Here is a 20,401-nt window from a genome sequence, read left to right as displayed (position 1 = left end):
AGGGTGTCTCTTGACCAATCCCACCGTCTTGTTCGCGGGTATCGGCGCGATGCTGCTGCTGCCCGCCCCCGCCATGGGGCAGACGGTGCAGGAGTTGCAGCGCCAGATCGATGATCTGAAGGCGACGATCGCCGAAATGAAGGCGGCGCAGACGGGGGCTGTACCCGCCGCGTCGTCGCCCGCTACGACGGCGACCGCGCCGGTTTCGGTTCGGACGCCCCCCGCCGTGCCGGCACAGGTCGCTATCACGCCGGTCGCGCCGCCGTCCGCCCCGGCGGTGGATGGGACACCCGCCGCGCCGGTACAGGTCGCCGCTGCGCCGGCCCGCGCCGAACGCTGGTACGATCGGATCAAGGTGCGCGGCTATACCCAGTTGCGGCTGAACGAGATCATCGCGGGGGATCGCGCCGCGCCCGATGGAATATCGCGGCTGCGATCGGTGCATGATAGCGGGATCGGCGACGATACCGGCTTCACCTTTCGCCGTATCCGGCTGGTGTTACAGGGTGACGTCGGCGACCGCATCTCGTTCTACCTGCAACCCGATTTTGCGACCGCCGTGTCGGGCCAGTCGGTCGGCGAACGGCGGGAGGGGTTTCTGCAACTGCGCGACGCCTATGTCGATGCGTTCCTCGATCCCGACAAACGCTTCCGCCTGCGCTTCGGTCAGTCGAAGGTGCCGTTCGGATGGGAGAACATGCAGTCGTCGTCGAACCGCCTGACGCTGGACCGCAGCGACGGAATCAACAGCGCGGTGCCGAGTGAACGCGATATCGGCGTGGTCGCCTATTACACCCCCGATCGGGTCGACGCAGTGTGGGCGCGGCTGGCCAAGGATGGCCAGAAGCTGTTCGGCAATTACGGGGCGTTCGGCGTCGGCGTCTTCAACGGACAGGGTTTCGCGCGGGGCGAAACCAACGACAACGTCATGACCGTGGCGATGGCGACATGGCCGTTCGAACTGGACGCGCTGGGGAACGGGATGGCGGGGCAGGTGCTGGAGATTGGCGGGGCGGCAGTGCGCAACCGCATCCAGCCGGAAATCCGCACCGGCGGGGTCAGTCCGACGTTGTTCGCCGACGACCGGATCGGCGTCCACGCGATGCTGTATCCGCAGCCGATCGGGTTCCAGGCCGAATGGAACTGGGGACGGGGGCCGGAATATGATCGCGACCTGCGCGGCATCACCACCAAGCCGCTCAACGGCGGCTATTTTCAGGCCATGGGTCGGATCGTGCGGTCGCCGCTCGGTCCGTTCATGCCCTATGCCCGCTGGCAACATTATCGCGGTGGGTGGAAGGCGGCGGTCAATGCGCCCCGGCTGGAAACCGACGAGTTCGAAATTGGCATCGAATTCCAGCCGGTCGAGCCGCTGGAGCTGACGATCGCCTATGCGCGGATGCACCGGACGGAAGCGGACGAGCGGCGGTCAGGCCGGGCGGAGGGTGATGTGTTCCGCACGCAGTTGCAGCTGAACTACTGAACCCGAGCATCACCGGAACGGCGGTTCGTTGAACGCCCGCAACTTGCGGCTGTGCAGCCGTGCGCCTTCCTGCCGCAATTGTTCGCACGCTTCGATGCCGATGCGCATATGTTCGTTGATGGCGCGTTCGTAGAAACGGTTGGCCTGTCCGGGCAGCTTCAATTCGCCGTGCAGCGGCTTGTCCGACACGCACAGCAACGTGCCGTAGGGAACGCGGAAGCGATATCCCTGCGCAGCGATCGTCGCCGATTCCATATCGATGCCGACCGCGCGGCTGAGCGAGAAGCGCAGCGCCGATTTGCTGAACCGCAATTCCCAGTTGCGATCGTCGGTAGTGACGATCGTGCCGGTACGCAGCCGCCGCTTCAGCTCGTCGCTCGACTGGCCCGACACGATTTCCGCCGCACGCGCCATCGCGACCTGAACCTCCGCGATGGCGGGGACCGGAATCTCGGGCGGCAGCACGTCGTCCAGCACATGGTCGTCGCGCAAATAAGCGTGGGCGAGGACATAGTCGCCGATGCGCTGGCTGGGGCGCAGACCGCCGCAATGGCCGATCATCAGCCATGCCTCCGGCCGCATCACCGCCAGATGGTCGCAGATCGTCTTGGCGTTCGACGGGCCGACGCCGATGTTGACCAACGTGATGCCGGTGCCGTCGGGCGCGACGAGGTGATAGGCGGGCATCTGGTGCCGCCGCCACGCGCTGTCGCTGACCATCCGCTCCGCATCGTCGTCCGCCGACACGAGTACGCCGCCCGCCCCCGACAGCGCGGTATAGCGGCTGGGCGTGCCATCGGCGGCGGGTTTGAGCTGTTCACCCGCCCAGCGGACGAATTCGTCGACATAGCGGTGATAGTTGGTGAACAGTACATAGCGCTGGATATGTTCGGGCGGGGTGCCGGTGTAATGCCGCAGCCGCGCAAGCGAGAAATCGGTGCGCAGCCCGTCGAACAGTGCCAGCGGGCGGCTGTGATCGCTGGCGCTCCACAATCCGTCGGCGATCTCGTCACCGATATGCGCCAGTTCGGTCGCCGGAAAGAAGCGCGCGAGTTCGGTCGCCGACACTTCGTCGAGTGCCAGCGCATGGCCGGCATCGAGCACATAGGGGAACGGTATTTCCTGTCGTCCCGCCACCGCTTCGACCGTGACGTCGTGGTTCGCGATCAGCAGGTCGAGCTGTTCGGTCAGATAGGCGGCGAACATCGCGGGCTTGGTGACGCTGATGCGATATTCGCCCGGCGTGTTGAGCCGGCCATAGGCGCGCAGCGGCACGGGGCGGTCGACGCCGCCGCGATAGGTCAGCCGGATTTCGGGATAGGCGAACGAGCCGTCGACGCGGGCGGAGGAGGGCGGCGGGGTCGCGTCCGACAGATAGCGGATCAGCGCATCGCGCAGTCGGGCGACGGAGGCGGTGTAGAGCCGATCGAGTTCGGCGACGATATCGGAAGCCTGTGTCATCGTCTGCGGCTAAGGTGTTCCGAACGCGGGAGCAAGGCCCGGCGCGCATCGCACGCCGGGCCTGCCGGTCAGTTCTTGGGCGTTGCCGGAACCTTCGGCGCTTCCTTGTTCTTTTCGATCAGCTTGGACGCGCCGAACGCGGCACCGGCGATGGCTGCGGCGGCACCGGCGACGATCGCGGCGGTGGCGGCCGGGTGCGCCTTCACCGTTTCCGCCGTCGAACGGGCGGCACCGGCGACGGCATCCTTCGACTTGGCAGCGGCGTCGGCCACGGTTTCCTTTGCCGTGGCATAGGTCGCCGTAGCCTTGTCCGCGAAGGTTTCGTCCTTCGGCAGATGATTGGGGGTCGCCGGGGTGGTGGTGGCGTTCATGGCACTGCCCTTTCTATTCGATATGGTTGCGTAACCATTCCGTAACTCGAATGAACCGGGCGGGTTCCGTACCCGACGCCACCGGCGGGATCAGATGGTCGACAACAGGTGTTCGGCCGAGCTGACGCGGAACTCGCCCGGCTGTTCGACGTGCAGCGCCTCAACTACGCCGTCGTTGACCAGCATGGCGTAACGCTGCGACCGCGTGCCCATGCCGTAGGCGGAGCCATCCATGGTCAACCCGATCGCGCTGGCGAAGTCGGCATTGCCGTCGGCCAGCATCGTCACCTTGTCGGTCGCGTCGCCGGCCTTTGCCCATGCGGCAAGGACGAAGGCGTCGTTGACCGCGGTGCACGCGACTTCGTCCACGCCCTTCGCCGCGAACGCTTCGGCCTGATCGACGAAGCCGGGCAAGTGGCGCGCGGAACACGTCGGGGTGAACGCGCCCGGGACGCTGAACAGCGCGATCTTGCGCCCGGCGAAATAATCCTCGGTCGCGATCTGATCCGGCCCGTCGGGCGTCACCTTGACGAGGGTGGCGGGGGGCAGGCGGTCGCCGACTTGCAGGGTCATGAGGATCTCCGGGGAAAGTGCATGATGCACGATATGTCCGGCAAAGCGTGGGGCGTGATCGTACTATTTTCAAGCATGGCGGAACGTCGTCGGGGCGATTAGCGTCGAAGGGATGATGGATGAAACCCGATTCCTTTCCGGCCAAATCCTGCTGGCGATGCCCGGCATCGGCGATGCCCGTTTCGATCACGCCGCCATTGCGATCTGCACCCATGACGAATCCGGTGCGATGGGCGTGGGCATCGGTGAGACGATCGACGGACTGACGCTGCACATGCTGCTCAAGCAGCTCGATATCGAACCGGGCAGCGCACCTGACGTCGCGATTCATCTGGGCGGACCGGTGGAGACGCGGCGTGGATTCGTGCTGCACGATGCCGGATGGGGCGGGCAGGATACGGTCGATGTCGCCGGCCGATGGGCATTGTCGGGATCGATCGATATCCTGCGCGCCATCGCCGCCGGAACCGGCCCCGAACGCTTCCTGATCGCGCTGGGCTATGCCGGATGGAGCGAGGGACAGCTTGAAATGGAAATGTCACGCCACGGGTGGATGAACGTCGCGGGCGATGCCGAACTGCTGTTCGCGGTGCCGACCGACGCGCGCTGGCGTACAGGCTTCGGACGCGTCGGGATCGACCCGCGGATGCTGGCACCGGCAGGCGGAACCGCCTGACGGGCGAGAGCGGCATATAAAGAAAGCTTTATATAGCATTTGCGTTTTAGGCCTGCGCTTAGTAGGGCGCATGCATCCGCCATGGCTGCGTCCATGGCCCAGCTTCAGGAGTTTTCATGGCTACCGCCATCGCTACCCAGCCGACCGACTATGTCATCAAGGACATTTCGCTTGCCGCGTTCGGCCGCAAGGAAATCGAGATCGCCGAAACCGAAATGCCGGGCCTGATGGCGCTGCGCGAGGAATTCGGCGCGTCGCAGCCGCTGAAGGGCGCGCGGATCACCGGTTCGCTGCACATGACGATCCAGACCGCCGTGCTGATCGAGACGCTGACCGCGCTGGGCGCCGACGTCCGCTGGGCGACGTGCAACATCTTCTCGACGCAGGACCACGCTGCCGCAGCGATCGCGGCCAAGGGCATTCCGGTGTTCGCGATCAAGGGCGAAAGCCTCGCGGATTACTGGGACTATGTCGGCGATATCTTCAATTGGGGCGATGAAACCGCCAACATCATTCTCGACGATGGCGGCGACGCCACGATGTTCGCGCTGTGGGGCGCCAAGCTCGAAGCCGGCGCGACGCTGGGCGAGCCGGAAAACGAGGAAGAGGTCGAGTTCCAGCGTGCGCTCAAGGCATATATCGCCAAGCGTCCGGGCTATCTGACCGAGACGGTCAAGAACCTGAAGGGCGTTTCGGAAGAGACGACCACGGGCGTGCATCGCCTGTATGAAATCGCCAAGAAGGGCGAACTGCCGTTCCCTGCGATCAACGTGAACGACAGCGTCACCAAGTCGAAGTTCGACAATCTGTACGGCTGTAAGGAATCGCTGGTCGACGCGATCCGTCGCGCGACCGACGTGATGCTGGCGGGCAAGGTCGCCTGCGTCGCGGGCTTCGGCGACGTCGGCAAGGGCAGCGCCCAGTCGCTGCGTAACGGCGGCGCGCGCGTGATGGTGACCGAGGTCGATCCGATCTGCGCACTGCAGGCCGCGATGGAAGGATTCGAGGTCGTGACGATGGAGGAAGCGGTGACCCGCGCCGACATCTTCTGCACCGCGACCGGCAATGCCGACGTCATTACCGCCGAGCATATGGCGGCGATGAAGCCGATGAGCATCGTGTGCAACATCGGTCACTTCGACAGCGAGATCCAGATCGCCGCACTCAGCAACTATGAGTGGGACGAAGTGAAGCCGGGCACCGATCTGGTCAAGTTCCCCGACGGCAAGCAGATCATCGTGCTGGCCAAGGGCCGTCTGGTGAACCTCGGCTGCGCGACCGGCCATCCGTCGTTCGTCATGTCGTCGTCGTTCACCAACCAGGTGCTGGCCCAGATCGAACTGTGGACCAAGGGCGAGAACTACCAGAACCAGGTCTATGTCCTGCCGAAGCATCTCGACGAAAAGGTCGCGGCGCTGCACCTCGAAAAGCTGGGCGTGAAGCTGTCGAAGCTGACCCCGAAGCAGGCCGGTTACATCGGCGTGCCGGTCGAAGGACCGTTCAAGCCGGATCATTATCGCTATTGATCGCGGGCGGACCGTGGCCTGAGCCGGCGATGCCGGAAGGGCGGCGGGACGATCGTAATCGTGAAACGGGCGGGCCATCGATCGCGATGGTCCGCCCGTTTTGTTGCCGCCCTGCAACACCTTAGCCGCAATATACTTTGCCGGGACGGTCCCGGGCTTGCGCCGGGCGGCGTGAAGGTATCCCAGCACATACAGTCGTATGTATGCGTAAAAGGGGTATCTCATGGCTTTGTTTCAATCGCGTCTTCGTGCCGGCGTCGCGCGTAGTGCCATTGCGATAGCGGCGCTGGTCGCCGCCGGATCGGCGATGGCGCAGACCGCCGCGCCGGGCAGCACGGACAACCTGCCGATCCCCGCCGACCCCGATGCCCAGACGGCGGAAGACGCGAGCAACGGCGAAGAGATCGTCGTCACCGGCACGCGCATCCGCCGCCCCGATTTCGATTCGCCCAGTCCGGTCATCACGCTGAGCGCCGCGACGATTCAGCAGTCGGGTTCGACCAACCTGACCGATTTCCTGACCGGTTTTCCGGCGTTGCAGGGATCGTCGACCTCCGCCGACAATTCGGGCAGCGGCGCGGGGATCGGCTATACGGGACTCAACCTGCTCGACCTGCGCAACCTCGGGACCGAGCGGACGCTGGTGCTGGTCGACGGACGGCGGCATGTTGCGTCGGTGCCGGGCAGCCAGGCGATCGACATCAACACGATCCCGACCGATCTGGTCGAGCGGGTCGACGTGCTGACCGGTGGCGTCTCGGCCATCTATGGCGCGGATGCGGTGACCGGCGTCGTCAATTTCGTGCTGAAGAAGGATTTCGAAGGGCTGACGGCGCGGGCGCAGGCCGGCACGTCGGAATATGGCGATGCGGGCAAGCGCCTGATCGCGGTAACGGCAGGAAAGAACTTCGCCGATGGCCGTGGCAACGTCGCCATCGCGTATGAATATGGTGACGAAAGCCGGCTGGAGGCGCGCGACCGCAGCCGCCTGCGCGGGGCCAACCTGACCGGCTTCTATCGCAATCCGAACGATCCGGAATTTCAGGCTGGATACACCGGCGGTGCCGACAACGGCATCCCCGACAACGTGCCGACGCGCGACGTCCGCTACAACGACACCGCACGCGAAGGCGGGATCGACGTCGATTTCGACGGCCAGCCCGATTATGTCGTCGATGCCACCGGACGGCTGGTGCCGTTCTCGCTGGGCACCGTGCTGCGTCCCGGCTTTTCGCAGGGGGGCAGCGGTACGCGGGTCGCCGATTACGCCAACGACCTGTTGCCCGATATCCAGCGGCATATCGTCAACGCCCTCGGGCATTTCGACATCGCGCCCGGCCTGACCTTCTTTGCCGAAGGCAAATATGCGCGGAACAAGGCGTTCACGCTGGGTCAGCCGTCGTTCGACTATTACCTGTTCGTCGAGGACGGCAATCCGTACCTGCCCGCCGGCCTGCCCGACCTGGGCAATGGCGGCGTCCTGGTGACGCGCGACAATTTCGATATCGGCCAGCGCGGGGAGACGGTCACGCGCGAAACCTATCGTGCGGTCGGCGGGCTGCGCGGCGATATCAACCCGCACGCCAATTACGAGGTGTCGTACACCTTTGGCGAATCGAACATCACCAACAACTACGTCAACGACACCTATAACGACCGCCTGTTCGCCGCGATCGACGCGGTGCGTGATCCGGCGACCGGACAGGTGACGTGCCGCGTCAACCTCGACCCGAATTGGTCGCCCAACCAGCCCTATGCCAGCCGCGCGTCGTTCGATCCGACCAGCTTCCGTCCCGGTGAATGCTCGCCGATCAACCTGTTCGGCGACGGGGCGCCCAGCCAGGCCGCGCTCGATTTCGTCCGCGCCAACACCACCGACCGGTCGCGTCTGCGTCAGCAGGTCGTGTCCGGTGTCCTGTCGGGCGATTTCGGGCAGTTGTTCGAGCTTCCCGGCGGACCCATCGGCTTTGCCGTCGGTGCCGAGTATCGCAAGGAGGAAAGCCGCTTCGTCCCCGATCCGATCGCGGCGCAGGGGCTGACCTTTGGCAACGCGCTGGGCCGGGAAGAGGGCGAGTTCGACGTGAACGAGCAGTTCGCCGAACTGAGCGTGCCGCTGTTCCGCAACCAGCCGTTCGCGCATCGCCTCAGCCTTGGCGCGGCGGTCCGCTTCTCCGACTATTCGACGATCGGCAACACCACGACGTGGAAGGTCGACGGCACCTATGCCCCGGTGCGCGACATCACGTTCAACGGCACCTATTCGAAGGCGGTGCGTGCGCCGAACATCGGGGAGCTGTTCGCGGGACAGTCGCAGACCTTCGCCTTCATTACCGATCCCTGCGATACGGGCGAATTGCAGAACGGCACGCAGTTCCGCGCCGCCAACTGTGCCGCATTGCTCAGCGGTCTCGGCATCGCCAACCCCGCCACCTATACCGACGCGCGCACGACGAACATTTCCGGCCTGTCGGGTGGCAACCCTGCGCTGCGTGAGGAAGAGGCGACGACGTGGACGGCAGGCGTGGTGGTGCAGCCGCGTTTCATCCCCGGACTGTCGCTGCGCGCCGACTGGTATGACATCAACCTCAGCGGGGCGATCAACACCGTCGCCGCGAACCAGGTCGCCGAGCTCTGCGTTGATCAGGCGACGCTGGACAACGTGTTCTGCCGCTCCATCACCCGGACCAACGTTGCGTCCGGAACGGCGGAACAGGGCAACATCACCGGCTTCGTCGTCGCGCCGCAGAACGTCGCGCGTTTCAGCACCGCCGGGCTCGACCTGAACGCCAACTACACGATCGACACTGGTTCGTTCGGTCGGTTCAACCTGCGCGTCGTGGGCAATTATCTCGACAAGCTGGAATTCATCGGCACGCCGGGTGCGGACGTCACCAACAGCCGGGGAGAGGCGCGTGCGCCGAAATATACCGTCAACGGCGATCTCGGCTGGTCGATGGACAAGATCACGATCAACTACGGCCTGACGTGGTTCGATCGCACGCTTCGCAACACCAACCAGGTGGATCAGAGCAATCCCGACGTGGTGGCCCCGGAGTACAAGTATCTGAAGGAACTGTGGCAGCACGACATTTATATCAGCGTCGACGCCACCGACCGGTTCCAATTCTATGGCGGCGTGAACAACGTGTTCGGCCAGAAGCCCGAACTGGGGACAGATACCTTCCCGGTGCCGTCGATCGGCCGCTACATGTTCGCCGGCGCGCGCGTGAAGCTGTTGTAATCCCGGCTTGCAGGTCGACATGCGGGGGCGGCACCATCCGGTGCTGCCCCCTTTTTTATGGCGCGCATAGCGACTAGGCAGGGACAGGGTGCGTATCTGCCATTCCTGTCGCTGCCCGGTGGAGGGGCCTGTTGATCGCGATTTCGACCTTGGCCGCGGTGCTGTGCGGCGTGTTGCTGGCACTTGTGCTCGGGTTCGGAGGCTGGGCGCTGCACGCCGGGCTGACCGCGCGGCGGGAGGCGGACGCGCGCGGCGACGCGTTCGCCGCGCTGGCCTCGACGCTGGCGGCGTCGCCCGCGCAGTCGATGATCGTACGCGCCGATGGCCGGCTCTATCTCGGCAGGGCGCTGGCCGATCGGCTGGGGCGGGTCGACGTGCCTACGACGCTGGGCGAACTGGCGGAAGAGGATAGCGGGCTGGAGCCGGCAAGCGCGGAGCGGCTGGTCGAAGCGATCACCGCCACGCAACGCGGTGGCAAGCCGTTTCGTACCGTCATTCGCGCGACCGGATCGGCGCGGTCGCTGTTCGCGATCGGCGATCGTGCGCCCGACGCGCTGAATGCGCCCGGCGGGGTGCTGATCTGGTTCTTCGACGCGACCGAGTTTCACGACGAGATCGCGACGCTGGGCGAGGAGGCGGAAGAATATCGTGCGGCGTTCGAGGCGCTGTCGAGCCTGATCGAGGCGGCGCCGATGCCGATGTGGTATCGCGACGACACGTTGCGGCTGGCGATGGTCAACACCGCCTATGTCCGCGCGGTCGATGCGGCGGACGCGGCGGAGGTGATCGCGCGGCAGGTCGAACTGGTCGAAGGCACTGGCATGGGCGGGCCGCTGGCCAGCGCTTCGATCGCGCGCGACACCGGACAGCCACAGGCGGCGGCAATGCCGGCAACGATCAACGGCGCACGCCGGATGCTGCGTGTCCACGACATGCCGCTGCGCGACGGCGGCACCGGCGGCTTCGTCATCGACGTTCACGAGATCGAGGAAGCGCGCGGCAAGCTGAAACGCGCCGGGGAAGCGCAGCGCGACATGCTCGACCGGCTGTCGGCGGGAGTCGCGCAGTTCGCCGACGATCGCACGCTGGTATTCTGCAACCAGCCGTTCCGGCGGGTGTTTGCGATGAAGCCCGAATGGTTGGCGGACCGTCCTGAATTCGACCGCGTGCTGGAGCGGATGCGCGAGGCCAAGCGTCTGCCGGAAGTCCGTGATTTTCCGGGCTGGAAGGCGGAGCGGCGCGACTGGTTCCATGCCCCCGAGGACGCGATCGAGGAGCAGTGGCATCTGCCGGGCGGCACGCATCTCCGCGTCGTGGCGCAGCCCTTGCCCGAAGGCGGATTGCTGCTGATCTTCGAGGATCGCACCGAACAGGTACAGTTGGCCAGCGCGCGCGACACGCTGCTGCGCGTGCGTACCGCCACGTTCGACAATCTGTTCGAGGCGCTGGGCGTCTTCGCCGCCGATGGCCGGTTGCAGATATGGAATTCCAAATTCCGGCAGGTGTGGGGGCTGGACGATGCGTTTCTCGACACGCATCCGCGCGTCGACGCATTGGCCGAACAGGTCGCACCCAGCCTTGCCAATCCGGGTCGGGCGACGCTGATCCCCGAACTGGTCCGGTTCGCCACGCAACAGCGGATGCAGCGGTCGGGCCGGTTCGCGATGGCGGACGGGCGGCATTACGAATTCGGCGCGGTGCCATTGCCCGACGGCAATGCGCTGCTGACGATGCTCGACATTTCGGACAGCCGTCGTGTCGAACAGGCGCTGCGCGACCGGAACGAGGCGCTGGAGGCGGCGGACCGGGTCAAGACCGCGTTCGTCGCGTCGATGAGCTATGAACTTCGCACGCCGCTGACGTCGATCAAGGGGTTCGCGGAGATGCTGCATGGCGGTTATGCCGGCACGCTGAGCGAGGACGGCGCGCAGTATATCGACGCGATCCTCGTTTCGGTCGAGCGGTTGAGCGGGCTGATCGACGATACGCTGGACCTGACGGCGAACGAGACGACGCCGGTCGCAAGGGCTACGGTGCCGTTGCGCCTGATCGCGGCGGAAGCGGCGGAAGCGGCGCAACCGGCGGCACGCGCACGCGGCGTCGAACTGGCGGTCGAGATCGCACCGTCGGCGGGCGTCATGCTGGGCGACGCTCGGCGGTTGCGGCAGGCGGTCGGGCATCTGCTGGACCATGCGATCGGCGGGTTGCGGAGCGGCGGCCGCGTGCTGTTGCATGTCGACGGGGATGTGCAGCAGGTGCGGATCGTTGTGTCCGACGACGGTCCCGGTCTGTCCGCCGACGCCGTAGCCCGCGCATTCGACCGGTTCGCGCAGGCGGGAGTCGCGCGGGTCGGAGAGCGCGCGCTCAGCCTCGATCTGCCGCTCGCACGTCAGGCGGTCGAGGCGCATGGTGGCACGATCGCGCTGGAGTCCGAACGGGGCATGGGCACGCTGGTCACGATCGACCTGCCGCGCGAACCATGATCCACCTGCCCGACGAAGCCGCGCAGCATGCGTTCGGCATGGCGCTGGCGCGGGTGCTGCGGCGGGGCGACGTCGTCGCGCTGTCCGGTCCGCTGGGGGCGGGCAAGACCAGCATCGCACGCGGCGTGCTGGCTGCGCTGGGTCTTACGGGAGAAGCGCCGTCGCCCAGTTTCGCGATCGTCCAGCCCTATGATCCGCCCGAAGTGCGGTTGCCGGTGCTGCACGTCGACCTGTACCGGATCGAGCATCCCGACGAGGCGGACGAACTGGGACTGGACGATGCGCGCGACGATGAGGTGCTGCTGGTCGAATGGCCCGAACGGCTGGGCGACGATGCGTGGGACGATGCGCTGTGGCTGACGCTGACGTTCGCCGACGATGGCGGGCGCGACTTGACAGCGCGGGTGCCGACCGCTTGGGAAGCGCGATGGCCGCTGATTTGAATCCGCGCGAAGCGGCACCCGATTTCCTGCACGCCGCCGGATGGGGCGGGGCGCAGATTCTGCCGCTGGCGGTCGACGCATCCTTCCGCCGTTATTACCGGGTGATCGACGAGGGGCGCAGCGCGGTGCTGATGGATGCACCGCCGCCGGAGGATACGCGCAAGTTCGCACATATGGCGCAATGGCTGACCGATCGCGGCTTTTCCGCGCCCGCGATCCTTGCCGACGACGCGTCTGCCGGCTTCATGCTGTTGCAGGATTTCGGAGACATGCGGATGCGCGAGACGGTGGATGCCGCGCCGGAAAGCGAGGCCCGGTTGTATGCGTCGGCGGTCGACCAGTTGCTAAGGCTGCAGCGGCATGAGGCGGCACCGGTCCCCCCATACGATCGCGCGTTCATCCTGCGCGAAGCCGCGTTGCTGATCGAATGGTATTGCGATGCGCTGGGCCTGTCGGTCGATGCGGCGGGGTATGCGGCGGCGTGGAACGCGGCATTCGATGCGCTGGACGACATGCCGGTCGTCACCGTGCTGCGCGACTATCATGCCGAAAACCTGATGCTGCTCGACGATACGCGGCTGGGACTGCTCGATTTCCAGGACGCGCTGGCGGGGCATCCGGCCTATGATCTGGTGTCGTTGTTGCAGGATGCGCGGCGCGACGTGCCCGCGATGATCGAAGCATCGATGCTGGCGCGATATCGCGAATCGACCGGGGTCGGGTCGGGGTTCGATGCCGCCTATCACCTATTCGGCGCGCAGCGGAACGCCAAGATCCTCGGCATCTTCACGCGGCTGTGGCGGCGTGACGGCAAGCCGCGCTATGGCGCGCTGTGCCCGCGCGTCTGGCGTTATCTGGAACGCGATCTGGCGCATCCCGCGCTGGCCGGACTGGCGGGCTGGTTCGACGACAACATCCCTGCCGACAAGCGCGGCGACCCGCAGGAACTCGCATGACCCGCCTTCGCTCGATCCGTCCGAACCCGGACGCCCGCGTGCCCGAAACCGCGATGGTGATGGCGGCGGGGCTGGGCAAGCGGATGCGCCCGCTGACCGCGATGCGGCCCAAACCGTTGGTCGAGGTCGCGGGCAAGCCGTTGATCGACCATGTGTTCGACCGGCTTCGCGCCGCGGGGGTCCAGCGCGCGGTGGTCAACGTCCATTATCTGGCCGATGCGATGGAAGCGCATCTGAAGCACCGGGTGAAGGGTATCGAGATCGCGGTATCGGACGAACGCGCGAAGCTGCTGGAAACCGGCGGCGGACTGGTCAAGGCGCGCGACCTGATCGGCAACGATCCGTTCGTCTGCGTCAACAGCGACAATCTGTGGGTCGACGGGCCGGTCGATTCGATCCGGTTGCTGGCGGCGTTGTGGGACGATGCGCGGATGGACGCGCTGTTGCTGCTGGTGCCGTTGTCGCAGGCGCAGAGCCATCGCGGGCAGGGCGACTTCCATCTGGACGCGCACGGGCGGATCACCGGGCGGCGCAAGCCGGGGCGGCTGGCCCCGTACGTCTTCACCGGGGTCCAGATCCTGTCGCCGCGCATCATCGCCGATTGGCCCGAAGGCGCGTTTTCGACCAATCTGTTCTGGACCCGCGCGATCGAGGCGGGACGCGCGTTCGGCGCGGTGCATCAGGGATTGTGGTTCGATGTGGGCACGCCCGCCGCGATCCCGATGACGGAGGCGGTGCTGGCGGATGGCTGACGCGCCGTCGGCGACCGCGCAGGACGCCCGGGCCGACGGCGGTTCCGGCCCGCCCCGCGTGGCGGCGAAACGCCTTGGCCTCTACACGATCCCAATCCACCGCGCGTTCGCCGACGCGCTGGCAGTCGGGCTGGTCCGCCGGTTCGGTGGCGACCGGATGCGGCTGGCGCAGGGCGTGGTGCTGGTGCCGACCAACCGGGCCAAGCGGACGATCCAGGACGCGTTCGTACGCGCCAGCGGCGGCGGGCTGTTGCTGCCGCGGCTGGTTGCGATCGGCGACCCGGAGGTCGAGGAGGCGGCGGGCGCCTTCGCCGATCCGGCGGACGACGCGCCGATCCCGCCCGCGATCGAGCCGTTGGCCCGCCGGATGATCCTTGCCCGACTGGTGGCGGAGGAACGCCAGCGCGCCGGACGACCGATCGACGGTGGCGAGGCGGTGCGGCTGGCGGGCGACCTTGCGCGGACGCTCGACCAGTTGCTGGTCGAGGAAGTGCCGCCGCACCGGTTGCGCGACATCGTGCTGGACGAAACGCTGTCGGCGCATTGGGAACGCTCGCTCGAACTGTTCCGCGTGGTGCTGGATCGCTGGCCGGGCGAACTGGCGGCGCTGGGCCGGATCGATCTGGCCGACCGGCGGACGCGGCTGCTGCGGCGGCTGTGCGCGCGGTGGTCGTCGCATCCGCCGCGCGGGTTCGTGTGTTCGGCGGGCATCACCACCACCGCCCCGGCGGTCGCGGGGCTGTTGCGCTGTATCGCGGGCATGGAGCGCGGGATGATCGTGCTGCCCGGACTCGACACCGCGATGGCGGACGAGGAATGGGCGATGCTGGGGCCGCACGATCCCGACCCGGTGACGGGGCGGCGCAGGCGGTCGATCGAGACGCATCCGCAATTCCATATGAAGGTGCTGCTGGACCGGATGGGCGTAAACCGCGCCGAGTTCGTCCGGTGGCAGGCGGCGAGCGAGCATGACGCGACGCCGACGCGCAGCCGCGCCATCGCCACCGCACTGGCCCCGGCCGATCGCACGCATCACTGGATCGACGTGCCCGCCGCCGACCGCCGCCTGTCCGGCGTGCGGATGGTCGAGCTGGCGACCCCGGCGGAGGAAGCACAGGCGATCGCCATCGCGCTGCGCGAGGCGCTGGAAACGCCGGGCCGTACCGCCGCGCTGGTCACGCCCGACCGTGCGCTGGCCCGCCGGGTCGCGGCGCATTGTGCGCGGTGGGACATTCGGGTCGACGATTCGGCGGGGCAGGCGCTGTCGGTGCTGGCGCCCGGCACGCTGTTGCTCGCGCTGGTCGAGGCGGCGGCACAGGGGTTCGCGCCGGTCGCGCTGCTGGCGCTGCTCAAGCATCCGCTGGTCCGCAGCGGCGACGCCCGCGTCGCATGGCTCGACGGCGTGCGGCGGCTGGACCGGGCGTTGCGCGGCCCGCGGCCCGCGCCGGGGCTGGCCGGGATCGACCGGCATCTGCGCGAAGGCGAGATGCGCGACGCGGCGGTGCGGGAACAGGCGCGGCCGTTCTGGGAGGAAGCGCGCGCGCTGCTCGAACCGCTGGCGGCAGGCTTTGCTGCGGGATCGCAGCCCCCCGCCGCCCTGCTGGCGCTGGTGCGGGAGACGGCGACCGCGCTGGCGGGCGATGCCGCATGGAGCCGGCCGGAAGGGCGCGCGGCAGCCGAATTGATCGCGACGCTGGAGGCCGAGTCCCCGGCGGGTCCGCCGAGCGTCGATCCGCAGAACCTGCCCGCGATGCTGCGCACGCTGCTGGACGAGGTCGCGGTGCGTCCGCCGCAGGGCGAGCATCCGCGCCTTGCGATCCTCGGCCTGCTGGAAGCACGGTTGCAGACCGCCGACCTGATGATTCTGGGCGGGCTGAACGAAGGCGTGTGGCCGGCATTGCCCGCGCCTGATCCGTGGCTCGCCCCGCGCATCCGGCAGGAACTGGGCCTGCCGGGGCTGGAGCGGCGCATCGGGCTGTCGGCGCATGATTTCGCCAGCGCGCTGGGCGGGCGGGAGGTCGTGCTGACGCGTGCGGCGCGCGACGCGACCGCACCGACGATCGCATCGCGGCTGTGGTTGCGGTTGCAGGCGCTGGACGACGGGCTGGAACGGGTCGGCAGCCTGCGCGACTGGGCGCGGGCGATCGATACGCCGGAGGCCTACCGTGCGGCGTCGCGGCCCGCGCCGAAACCGCCGGTGGCGTTGCGCCCGCGTCGCATCTCCGTGACCGAGGTCGACCGGCTGAAGGCCGATCCCTATGCTTTTTATGCACGGCGCATGTTGCGGCTGTCGCCGATGGATGCGGTCGATGCCGATCCGACCGCCGCGTGGCGCGGGACGGCGGTGCATGGCGTGCTGGAACGCTGGGCGGTCGAGGATGGGCTGGACCCGGTGAAGTTGCAGCGGCGGCTGGATGCATTGCGCGACGATCCACGCACGCATCCGTTGCTGCGCGCGCTGTGGGTGCCGCGCCTGCGCGAGGCGATCGACTGGGTCGCCGGTTTCACGCAGGAAAAGCTGGGGGAAGGGCGCAGCGTCATCGGCGTGGAGAGCGACGGCGTGTTGCAGATCGCCGGGGTCGAACTGCGCGGCAAGGCCGACCGGATCGATCGCGCTGCCGACGGGACGCTGGCGATCATCGATTACAAGACCGGCAAGGCACCGAGCGCCAAGGCGGTGGCGGCCGGGTACAGCCTGCAACTGGGGCTGCTGGGCCTGATCGCGGAGCGCGGCGGGTTCCCGGCGATCGCGGGTATTGCGGGGGCGTTCGAATATTGGTCGCTGACCAAGGATGGCGACAGTTTCGGCAAGATGACGACGCCGGTATCGCCCGACGGGTCGCGCGGCCGGGTGCCGACCGCCGAATTCGTCGCGCGCGCCAAGGCGCATTTCGAGGATGCGGTCGCGCGGTTCCTGACCGGGGACGAAGCCTTTACCGCCAAGCTGGTGCCCGAATACGCCCCCTATGCCGAGTATGACCAGTTGATGCGCCGCGACGAATGGTATGGCCGTGAGTGAGGTCCGCCCGCTCCAGCGGTTGAAGAACGATCAGGCGCTTGCCAGCGACCCCGCGCGGCATGTGTGGCTGTCGGCGTCGGCGGGGACCGGCAAGACGCACGTATTGTCGGCGCGGGTGTTCCGGCTGTTGCTGCGCGGCGTCGATCCGGCGGCGATCCTGTGCCTGACCTTTACCAAGGCGGGAGCGGCCGAAATGGCCGAACGCACCGCATCGCGGCTGGCGCGATGGGTGCGGTTGCCGCGCGACGACCTGAAACTGGACCTGTTCGCGCTGGGCGAGGATGTGAACGACGAGGCGCTGCTGGCACGCGCGCGCACCCTGTTCGCCCGCGTGCTCGACGCGCCGGGCGGCGGCGTGCGTATTCAGACGATCCACGGTTTCTGCCAAAGCCTGCTCGCCGGGTTCCCGGTCGAGGCAGGGCTGGTCCCCGGCTTCCGTCCGCTGGAGGCGCGCGAGGAAGCCGGCACCGCGCGCGAGGCGCTGGCCGAACTGCTGGTCGAGGAACAGCGCAACGGATCGACCCGCATCGGCGACGCCATCGCCGCGCTCAGCCTGCGCATGGGCGAAGGCGCGGCGGAGGCGTTCCTGCGCGAATGTGCGCGCAGTCCGCAGGCGATGACGGAGTTGCCCGCCGGGGTGCAGCCGTTCCTGCGCCGCGCATTCGACCTGCCGTCGGGCGATATCGAGGCGCGCATCGCCGACGAATGCGGCGACGATTCGTTCGATTGCGATGCGCTGGAACGGCTGGCGGCGGCGAACCGCGCATGGGGCACGGCGACGGGGCAGAAGCTGCACGACGCCATCATGGGCTGGCTGGCGGCGATCCCCGGCGACCGGGCGCGGCGGCTGGACGAATTGCGCGCGATGTTCTTCACGCAGAAGGATACGCTCAAGAAGGCGTCGGCCAAGCTGGTCGCCGCCGAACCGGACTATGACGAACTGGCCGACGCGGTCGGCACGCGCGCCGCCGAACTGATGGCCATCCGCGCGCACGCCGGATACGCCGATGCGCTGGCCGGGGCGCTGGAGGCGGGGCGGGCCTATGCCGATGCCTATGCGCGGGCCAAACGGCGTGCAGGCGCGGTCGATTTCGACGATCTGATCCGCGAGACGCTGCGGCTGCTGGCGCAACCGGGTATCGGCGACTGGGTACGGTTCAAGCTGGACCAGTCGACCGAACATGTCCTGATCGACGAGGCGCAGGACACCAATCCGCAGCAATGGAAAATCGTCCAGTCGCTGGTCGAAGAATTCTTCGCCGGCGACGCAGTACGCGCGGCGGGGGTGCGGACGCTGTTCGTCGTCGGCGATTACAAGCAGGCCATCTTTGGGTTTCAAAAGACCGATCCGATCTATTTCCGGGCCGCGCATATCAATTTCACCCGCCGCGCGGCGCTGCCGCCCGAATATCGCGGACCGGCGCGCGAGCTGGATACGCTGTCGCTGACGCACAGCTTTCGCACCACGCGCCCGGTGCTGGAATTCGTCGATGCCGCCATCGCCGCGCTGCCGGGCGACGGCATGGGCATCGAAGCCCCCGAAACGCATGACAGCGAGGTGCCCGGTCCCGGCACCGTCACGCTGTGGGCGCCGACCGTGGTCGAGGCGGCGGGCGAGGACGAGGAAGGCTGGGTCGACGATGCCACCCGGATGATCGCGCGCGATATCGCCCGCGCCATCAAGGGCTGGATCGGCACGCTGCCGCTGGAATCCAAGGGGCGGATGCTTGCAGCGGGCGATATCATGGTGCTGGTCAAGCGGCGCGGCGACCTGGCGTCGCTGGTCGTCGCGCGGCTCTATGCCGAAGGGGTGCCGGTCGCCGGCGTCGACCGGTTGCGGCTCGACGCGCCGCTGGCGGTGCAGGATCTGCTAGCCGCGATCCGGTTCGCGCTGCAACCCGACGACGACCTGTCGCTCGCCAATTTGCTGGTATCGCCGCTGATCGGGTGGACGCAGGAACGGTTGCTGGCCGGTGCGCTGCGTGAGGGCGGAAGCCTGTGGCGGCATCTGCGCCAGACGAACAGCGACGCGGTCGCCCCGCTGGCCACGATCCTGCGCCGCGCGGACTTCGCAACGCCATACCGCTTCCTCGAGGAAATCCTGTCGGGCGAACTCGACGGGCGGCGCAGGCTGATCGCGCGATTGGGCGAGGAAGCGCGCGATCCGATCGACGAACTGCTGGGCGCGGCGCTGTCGTTCGAGAATGTGGCGACGCCGTCGCTGCAACGCTTCGTCGAATGGTTCGACCGCGGCGAGGTGGAGATCAAGCGCGATGCGGGCGCGGCGGGCGGCGCGGTGCGCGTGATGACCGCCCACGGATCGAAGGGGTTGCAGGCGCCGCTGGTGCTGCTGGCCGATGCCGCGATCGATCCGGCCAACAGCCGCCGCGATATCGTCGACTGGGCACCCGAAGGGCATGGCGGCGAAGCGTTTCCGGTGTTCCGGCCGGGTGCGGCGGAAAAGGGGACGCCGGTCGATGATGCGATCGCGGCGGTCGACCGGCGTGAACTGGAGGAACATTGGCGGCTGTTCTACGTCGCGGCGACGCGCGCGGAAGAACGGCTGGTGATCGCGGGCGCACCATCGCCCAGATGCCAGGGCGTGCCGCCGCAATTGAGCTGGTACATGGCGGCATCGGCGGCGCTGGACGCGCTGGGCGTGCCGACGGGGGAGGGCGAGCGGGTGTTCACCGGACATCAGCCCGCAACGCCGGTCGCCGCGAGGGGGCGGCGGGCCGCGTCTGCCGTGTCGGTGGCCGCGACGCCCGACTGGCTCCGCCGATCCGCACCGGCCGAGGCGCGTCCGCCACGACCGCTCGCCCCGTCCGCGATCGGGGAGGACGAGGTGTCCGATCCGCCGCCGACGGCCGCGATGCGCGCCGCCGCCGAACGCGGGCGCTGGTTGCACCAGCTGTTCGAACGGCTGCCCGATCTGCCGCGCGACGCACGGGCGATGGCAGCGGAGCGGTGGCTGTCGGGTGCGGCGGGGGTAGCCGATCCGGCGCTGCGCGCGCGGGTGACGCGCGATGCGATGGCGATCCTCGACGATCCGGCGTTCGCCGACCTGTTCGGCCCCGATGCGTTGGCCGAAGCGCCGATCGCGGCGGTCGTCGGCGGCGAAGTGATCGCGGGAACGGTCGACCGGCTGTGCGTCGGCGAGACGCGTGTCCGGGTGGTCGATTTCAAGACGGGGCGGCGCGTGCCGCGTTCGGTCGACGAGATACCGGCCTATCACCTGCGCCAGATGGCCGCCTATGTCGCGGCGTTGCGCGTGGTTTTTCCCGATCGTCCGGTCGAAGCCGCGCTGCTCTATACCGCCGGACCGACGATGTTCGTGCTGCCGGACGACGTGATGCTACGGTACAAGCCGGGCTTGGGCGCGACGGAACAAAGCTTGGCCAGCGATGCTTGAGCAGC

13 protein-coding genes are annotated in these 20,401 nt (G+C 67.7%); 10 read left to right on the top strand and 3 right to left on the bottom strand.

Translation table 11 applies throughout. The features are described 5' to 3' along the window. The first annotated feature begins 49 nt into the window (after positions 1 to 49). Entirely contained in the window at positions 50 to 1,483 is a 1,434-nt protein-coding gene (locus IFT55_RS03620) for a porin (RefSeq protein ID WP_192089709.1), read from the top strand. A 9-nt stretch (positions 1,484 to 1,492) separates the two neighbouring features. On the opposite strand, the gene IFT55_RS03615 is transcribed toward IFT55_RS03620, so the two are convergent. The 3 genes from IFT55_RS03615 to IFT55_RS03605 all read right to left on the bottom strand — a co-directional run bounded on the left by IFT55_RS03615 (position 1,493) and on the right by IFT55_RS03605 (position 3,888). After that, positions 1,493 to 2,944 carry an AMP nucleosidase gene (locus IFT55_RS03615; protein WP_192089144.1) on the bottom strand — a complete coding sequence of 484 codons (1,452 nt, stop codon included), beginning with the start codon at positions 2,942 to 2,944 and terminating at the stop codon, positions 1,493 to 1,495. A 68-nt stretch (positions 2,945 to 3,012) separates the two neighbouring features. Next, complete coding sequence (locus tag IFT55_RS03610) at positions 3,013 to 3,315, bottom strand: hypothetical protein (RefSeq protein WP_192089143.1); 303 nt, start codon at positions 3,313 to 3,315, stop codon at positions 3,013 to 3,015. A 90-nt stretch (positions 3,316 to 3,405) separates the two neighbouring features. After that, complete coding sequence (locus IFT55_RS03605; RefSeq protein ID WP_192089141.1) at positions 3,406 to 3,888, bottom strand: peroxiredoxin; 483 nt, start codon at positions 3,886 to 3,888, stop codon at positions 3,406 to 3,408. Between the two features lie 115 nt (positions 3,889 to 4,003). Here IFT55_RS03605 and IFT55_RS03600 point away from each other — a divergent pair, with 115 nt between their 5' ends. The 9 genes from IFT55_RS03600 to addA all read left to right on the top strand — a co-directional run bounded on the left by IFT55_RS03600 (position 4,004) and on the right by addA (position 20,396). After that, the gene (locus tag IFT55_RS03600) at positions 4,004 to 4,564 is read left to right on the top strand and encodes a YqgE/AlgH family protein (protein WP_192089140.1); all 561 of its coding nucleotides are present in this window, start codon (positions 4,004 to 4,006) and stop codon (positions 4,562 to 4,564) included. A 116-nt stretch (positions 4,565 to 4,680) separates the two neighbouring features. Continuing rightward, positions 4,681 to 6,090, top strand: coding sequence for an adenosylhomocysteinase (gene ahcY / locus IFT55_RS03595; protein WP_192089139.1), 1,410 nt, complete (start codon positions 4,681 to 4,683; stop codon positions 6,088 to 6,090). 223 nt (positions 6,091 to 6,313) lie between these two features. Then, complete coding sequence (locus tag IFT55_RS03590; RefSeq protein ID WP_192089138.1) at positions 6,314 to 9,331, top strand: TonB-dependent receptor plug domain-containing protein; 3,018 nt, start codon at positions 6,314 to 6,316, stop codon at positions 9,329 to 9,331. A 131-nt stretch (positions 9,332 to 9,462) separates the two neighbouring features. Further along, positions 9,463 to 11,814, top strand: a complete 2,352-nt coding sequence (locus IFT55_RS03585) for a sensor histidine kinase (protein WP_192089137.1) — start codon at positions 9,463 to 9,465, stop codon at positions 11,812 to 11,814. Continuing rightward, complete coding sequence (tsaE, locus tag IFT55_RS03580) at positions 11,811 to 12,257, top strand: tRNA (adenosine(37)-N6)-threonylcarbamoyltransferase complex ATPase subunit type 1 TsaE (RefSeq protein ID WP_192089136.1); 447 nt, start codon at positions 11,811 to 11,813, stop codon at positions 12,255 to 12,257. Before IFT55_RS03585 ends, tsaE begins: the two co-directional genes overlap by 4 nt. Further along, positions 12,242 to 13,213: an aminoglycoside phosphotransferase family protein gene (locus IFT55_RS03575; RefSeq protein WP_192089135.1), complete on the top strand. Its 972-nt coding sequence runs from the start codon at positions 12,242 to 12,244 to the stop codon at positions 13,211 to 13,213. Before tsaE ends, IFT55_RS03575 begins: the two co-directional genes overlap by 16 nt. Continuing rightward, positions 13,210 to 13,965: a nucleotidyltransferase family protein gene (locus IFT55_RS03570; protein ID WP_192089134.1), complete on the top strand. Its 756-nt coding sequence runs from the start codon at positions 13,210 to 13,212 to the stop codon at positions 13,963 to 13,965. Before IFT55_RS03575 ends, IFT55_RS03570 begins: the two co-directional genes overlap by 4 nt. Next, positions 13,958 to 16,984 (top strand): double-strand break repair protein AddB, encoded by a 3,027-nt coding sequence (addB, locus tag IFT55_RS03565; RefSeq protein ID WP_192089133.1) that lies wholly within the window; start codon positions 13,958 to 13,960, stop codon positions 16,982 to 16,984. The genes IFT55_RS03570 and addB overlap by 8 nt, the downstream gene beginning before the upstream one ends. Next, positions 16,971 to 20,396 (top strand): double-strand break repair helicase AddA, encoded by a 3,426-nt coding sequence (gene addA, locus IFT55_RS03560; protein WP_192089132.1) that lies wholly within the window; start codon positions 16,971 to 16,973, stop codon positions 20,394 to 20,396. Before addB ends, addA begins: the two co-directional genes overlap by 14 nt. Positions 20,397 to 20,401: the final 5 nt, after the last annotated feature.

This window comes from Sphingomonas sp. CFBP 13720 (genome assembly GCF_014842075.1).
GTDB lineage: Bacteria > Pseudomonadota > Alphaproteobacteria > Sphingomonadales > Sphingomonadaceae > Sphingomonas.
Note: the sequence above shows the minus strand (reverse complement) of the source record. Positions and strands in the feature narration are given on the sequence as shown.

Excerpts from the sequence above, each read along its gene's own strand:
- ahcY (WP_192089139.1), top strand. The coding sequence starts at position 4,681 with ATGGCTACCGCCATCGCTACCCAGCCGACCGACTATGTCATCAAGGAC.
- addB (WP_192089133.1), top strand. The coding sequence starts at position 13,958 with ATGGCTGACGCGCCGTCGGCGACCGCGCAGGACGCCCGGGCCGACGGC.
- tsaE (WP_192089136.1), top strand. The coding sequence starts at position 11,811 with ATGATCCACCTGCCCGACGAAGCCGCGCAGCATGCGTTCGGCATGGCG.
- addA (WP_192089132.1), top strand. The coding sequence starts at position 16,971 with ATGGCCGTGAGTGAGGTCCGCCCGCTCCAGCGGTTGAAGAACGATCAG.
- IFT55_RS03590 (WP_192089138.1), top strand. The coding sequence starts at position 6,314 with ATGGCTTTGTTTCAATCGCGTCTTCGTGCCGGCGTCGCGCGTAGTGCC.
- IFT55_RS03615 (WP_192089144.1), bottom strand. The coding sequence starts at position 2,944 with ATGACACAGGCTTCCGATATCGTCGCCGAACTCGATCGGCTCTACACC.
- IFT55_RS03605 (WP_192089141.1), bottom strand. The coding sequence starts at position 3,888 with ATGACCCTGCAAGTCGGCGACCGCCTGCCCCCCGCCACCCTCGTCAAG.
- IFT55_RS03620 (WP_192089709.1), top strand. The coding sequence starts at position 50 with ATGCTGCTGCTGCCCGCCCCCGCCATGGGGCAGACGGTGCAGGAGTTG.
- IFT55_RS03570 (WP_192089134.1), top strand. The coding sequence starts at position 13,210 with ATGACCCGCCTTCGCTCGATCCGTCCGAACCCGGACGCCCGCGTGCCC.
- IFT55_RS03610 (WP_192089143.1), bottom strand. The coding sequence starts at position 3,315 with ATGAACGCCACCACCACCCCGGCGACCCCCAATCATCTGCCGAAGGAC.
- IFT55_RS03600 (WP_192089140.1), top strand. The coding sequence starts at position 4,004 with ATGGATGAAACCCGATTCCTTTCCGGCCAAATCCTGCTGGCGATGCCC.
- IFT55_RS03575 (WP_192089135.1), top strand. The coding sequence starts at position 12,242 with ATGGCCGCTGATTTGAATCCGCGCGAAGCGGCACCCGATTTCCTGCAC.